The organism is uncultured Flavobacterium sp., from assembly GCF_963922255.1.
Lineage (GTDB): Bacteria > Bacteroidota > Bacteroidia > Flavobacteriales > Flavobacteriaceae > Flavobacterium.
The window spans coordinates 1-4,591 of record NZ_CAWUIC010000037.1 but is presented as its reverse complement, the minus strand read 5'-3'; the positions used below and the strand labels follow the sequence as shown (position 1 = coordinate 4,591).

At 28.2% G+C, this 4,591-nt stretch carries 6 protein-coding genes; all 6 read left to right on the top strand.

The features are described 5' to 3' along the window. Positions 1 to 287 precede the first annotated feature (287 nt). On the top strand, positions 288 to 1,055 hold the full coding sequence (locus AABJ49_RS14160) for a hypothetical protein (protein WP_338378944.1): 768 nt from the start codon (positions 288 to 290) through the stop codon (positions 1,053 to 1,055). Between the two features lie 169 nt (positions 1,056 to 1,224). Beyond that, positions 1,225 to 2,172, top strand: coding sequence for a TPM domain-containing protein (locus AABJ49_RS14155; RefSeq protein WP_338378943.1), 948 nt, complete (start codon positions 1,225 to 1,227; stop codon positions 2,170 to 2,172). Positions 2,173 to 2,416: 244 nt separating this feature from the next. Further along, on the top strand, positions 2,417 to 2,806 hold the full coding sequence (locus tag AABJ49_RS14150; protein WP_338378942.1) for a hypothetical protein: 390 nt from the start codon (positions 2,417 to 2,419) through the stop codon (positions 2,804 to 2,806). A 172-nt stretch (positions 2,807 to 2,978) separates the two neighbouring features. After that, the gene (locus AABJ49_RS14145; protein WP_338378941.1) at positions 2,979 to 3,899 is read left to right on the top strand and encodes a hypothetical protein; all 921 of its coding nucleotides are present in this window, start codon (positions 2,979 to 2,981) and stop codon (positions 3,897 to 3,899) included. A gap of 2 nt (positions 3,900 to 3,901) precedes the next feature. Beyond that, positions 3,902 to 4,078 carry a hypothetical protein gene (locus AABJ49_RS14140; protein ID WP_338378940.1) on the top strand — a complete coding sequence of 59 codons (177 nt, stop codon included), beginning with the start codon at positions 3,902 to 3,904 and terminating at the stop codon, positions 4,076 to 4,078. A gap of 17 nt (positions 4,079 to 4,095) precedes the next feature. Next, entirely contained in the window at positions 4,096 to 4,404 is a 309-nt protein-coding gene (locus tag AABJ49_RS14135) for an SLATT domain-containing protein (protein WP_338378939.1), read from the top strand. The last annotated feature ends 187 nt before the right edge of the window (positions 4,405 to 4,591 follow it).

Sequence of the window (4,591 nt, the reverse complement as noted above, 5' to 3'; positions counted from 1 at the left end):
ATTGCATAATCTTCGTTTTTGGAAACTCAAAGTTATGCTTTTACATAGATGCTTGGCAAGATTGCGAATTTTGTAGTAAATTCACGTTTACATTTCGCAAGAAATTTTATCTTTGATAGAAAATAATCGGCTCCGAAGTTCGCAACCTCGCCAAGCGCCGGAACGTTGTAGCACATATGAGAAAAGTACTTCTATTAATAATTTTGCTTGCATCAAACTTCAGTTTTTGCCAAGAAACTGAAAAATTGACTGTTGAAAGTTTGAAACTCGAACTTGCGGAATTTTTGATGGAAAAAAATCAAATCAGAAGTAATGACAAAAGAGTTAGCCTTCGAGGAATTCATAAAAATCGAGTTGACGAAAACCTCAAAAACGGAATTTATGTTTTTAATAATGGCTCAACACACAATCTTTCCTTTTTTGTTATTGTAGACAATAATTCATTTAGCATTTTAGATATCTCAACTACTCAAGGTTTGAAAGACTCAATAGAGACAACATTGAAATTTGCTAAAAGTCAAAAATATTGTACTGAAATCACTCAAGATTATATTTCAAGACTCATAGGTGTGCATTATAGAATAAATAAAAACCCAAGACGTCGAAATGATAAAAATTGTGAATTTGAATTAAAACCAAGAAAGAGCACTTACGACTTAAATGCATTGAAATTAAGACTTGCGGAATTTCTAGTAGAAAGAAAAGAAATTAATGATATTGACCAATACTTTAAATATTCAGACTTTCTGCTAGTCTCGAAAATGGATATTTACTATGGTGTTGACAAAGAAAAAAAAGTGGAATGTGGAATTTATACTTTCGCTTATATAGAAAATGATGAGCCGAATTTCTACTATGCAATCGTGAATGAGGATTGGATTGAAATTTTTAGTTTGGAAAGTTCCGAAAACCTAACTAATGGAATTAATAAAGTATTGGATTTTGCCGAAAACCACAATTATTGTCATTCGAAAACAGGACAAATTATAGAACAATTAATCGGAATGAAATATTTGGAAAGTTGTTTTGATAATCCGACTTTTGAATTACCATAAAACTGAAATAAATACGTGCTACAACACCGTGTATAATTCATTGCTAGTTATAGCCTACTTACGAAAGTCCTCGCGGACTTTCTATCTGTGATTTATTTGCTAACTTTAGTGCTGAAACACGCAACGAAATCATATACAAACACGTTGTGCACAATACCTAAAAAAACGTATGAAAAAGACAATCATTATTTTAATTTTATTTTTAAGTTTTACTTCACATTCTCAAAATAAACCCAATTACCCAAATCCAAAGGAAGGGTTTAAAAGAGTAGATTTATTGTTACCGAAAATAGAAAACGAAAAAAATTATAAGGTTGAAGTCAAATTTTCAATGGAATCAAAAGTTATTGAATGTGCAAATGTAGATTTTAGCTTTAATTTGAAAAATTTGAAAACTGAATATGGAATACCTTATAGTTATAGATTTCCTTATTACTCTTTGGAAAATGATGCAGTTGAAATTACTGAAGGTTTAGATTCAGACTGTAAAACAACTAAAACGGTTTTGAAAAAAATTTATAGTTCTCAAAATATACTTATTGAATATCAAAGTTATTATGCTAGACCATTTTATATTCCTGAATCTTGGAATCTAGAATATAGATTATGGAAAGCAGATGATTACTATAAAAGTGTAATGAATAGTGAAAATCCTGAAGAAAATGCACCGAAAGTTGAATTTAGTTCTTATGATTTTGGAGAAAGTGAATTTCCTAAACAAAAACGCGAAGTAAATGATTTTGAATTTGTTTTTTCTGTAGAAGAATTAGAAAAGTTAACTAGAATAATAAGAGAGTTTGAAAAGAAAACTTCAAATAGAATTGCAATTGTATCTATAAAATCTATAAAAAGTTATGATGATTTTGATAAATATGCAATAGATTTATCAAATAACTGGGGTGTTGGACAAAAAGGGAAAGATAATGGTTTGACAATAGTGTTTAGTAAAACTTTGAGAAAAATTAGAATTTCGACAGGAACTGAAACACAAAAAATTCTAAGCGATAGTTTTTGTAAGTCAGTAATTGATAAAACTATGATTCCTGAATTTAAAAATGGTAATTATTATGAAGGAATTGAAAAAGGTTTGTCTCAATTAATTTCGGAATGGAAATAAAGTACTGTGCACAACAGCGGTTAGCAAAAACCACAAACGCTTGGTCAACTTTTGGAAAATCCTGTCGGATTTTCCAAATTTAGTTTTATATTTGTTATGGTTAGTCTTAAATCTTTGTGGCTTTCGCTAGCCGCGAACCGTTAGTAACAAGCTTAAAACACAACTTTTGAATAACACGAAAAAAAATAAATTAATATTTTATCCAATCCTATTGATAATAGGATTTTTTCTGTTTTACAAATTCATGACATACGACCGAAGCTATACTTTGTCGAAGGAATACACTTTTGAAGTGGAAAAGATTGCGGAAGAATTAAATTTTAAACTTCAGAAGTCAGAAAAAATAAATCCAGAAAGTGTTAAATTGCCGAATGAAAGATGGTTTAAACTCAAAATACAAAAGTTACTTAGTAAAATAAATTTAATGAATTACGGAACTGAATTTGGAGAAAAACTAAATTTAAATTCATATAATGACAAACAGAAAATAATATTTAAAAGTTTCTGTTTAAGTGACCACTTAATCGGAATCGAAATTGAACATAAAAATATTGATTCAAATACATTACAGAAAATAAAACAACAGTTTGAAAGTAAATTCCCAAACTATAAAATAATTTGGACAAAGACATAAACATAATTAAAGCCAGTTACTAACAGCCGTTTGTAGCAATTGCTAGGCTTGGCTTGTGTTCGGAATTTTCTCCGAAAATTCCACGAGGAGTTTTGTACTTGTAAACTTTTGTTATAAATTTACGCAACTGCCACAAGCGGCAACACGTTAGCCGTAATTATAAAAAAATCGTATGAATCAAGAAATAATTATAACAAAACAAGAATTATCTAAATATTACGAACCAACTATAAAAGGCTACAGTGAAAGTTTTAAACAAGTAATTAAAACCGAAAGCGAAATAATTGATTTAATTTTTGGAATAAAAAATGAAATTTCAATTGATAATTTATTGACTTTTGCTTCTGGATTAGAAAATTCTTTTATTTCTTCATTAATATATAGAATTATTTCAATTAGAGAAATAATACATTGTAGGGAAATTCAAAAAAACCTAAATATAAAATTTGTTTGGAGTTTAGTTTCTAAATCAATTAGAATTATTCCAATTGAATATACTATATCTTCAATCGGTTCACAAGGCTTTTTATCAATTCCTTTATTTAAAAAAGAAAACAAAACAAATCTAGAAGTTTTTGATTTTATAAGGCTTCATATTTGGGATGACAGTTTAAATGAGTTTATAGATTTAGAAAAAGCAGAAGATTTTTCCATTCATTCACATACTTTTTTTGCAAGAAGTTGGATAATTAGTGGTAAGGTAATTAATAATAGATATGAGTATGAAACAAATTCAAAAGAAAGTGAACATTCTTTTTTTGAAGTTGTATATAACGATTCGTTAAATCAGGTTAATCAGCATAGTTCTAAAGCAGTAAATAAAAATATTAATACAAAGTTATATTTGGTCAGCGAAGAAATTCACAATTCTATGGGTTATTATGAAATAAAACCTAGCAAATTACATAAATCAGGTCATTTAAATTCTCCTAATTGCACTGCAACATTTTTCTCTTTTACAGGTAAAGAAGGTCTTGGAGAATCATTTGTAATAGGCCCAAAATCTATAAAAGAATCTGAAATTAACCGCAAAGTTATTATAGATCCAAATAATTTATTAAATAAAATTGATAGCCAACTTCAAAAAGAATAAAAATGGGACAAAAAGAATTAATGCTTTTGGATTGGATGAGAAAAGTTCATCAACTAGAATATGCACATTGTTTTCAATCAATTTATTATGGTAAAATTGAGAAGTTTACTGGAATTTCAGCGTTTGTATTATCAACATTAGTTGCGTTTACATATAGATTCCCATTTGTTATGAATTAATAGTAAAAAACTATATTATGCCATTTATTCTTTTAATTGTTGCTATATTAACTGGTTATCAATCTTTTATAAAACCTGGTGAAAAAGCTGAAACTCATAGAAAAATTGGGATTGAATATGAAAAAATTAGACATGAAATTGAAAAAGTTTTAACAAATTTTAATCAAATTCAAAATATTGAAGAATCCATTTCTAATATAAAATCAAACTGGGATTCTTTAAGTACTTTATATGTTAGTGAATCTAAATATACCGAAGCCAAAGAAAAGGTGAAATCATTTAAAAAGTATCCGAAAGAGCTAGGTTTCCTTCCTGATAGAGAATAACTACGGCTAACAACCGTTTGTAGTAATTGCTAGGCTCGGTTTGTGTTCGGAATTTTCTCCGAAAATTCCACGAGGAGTTTTGTACTTGTGAAATTAAGTGTTAAATTTACGCAACTGCCACAAGCCGTCAAACGTTAACAGCAAATTTGGAAAACCCATTATGAAAACACTATTTTTTTTATTAATA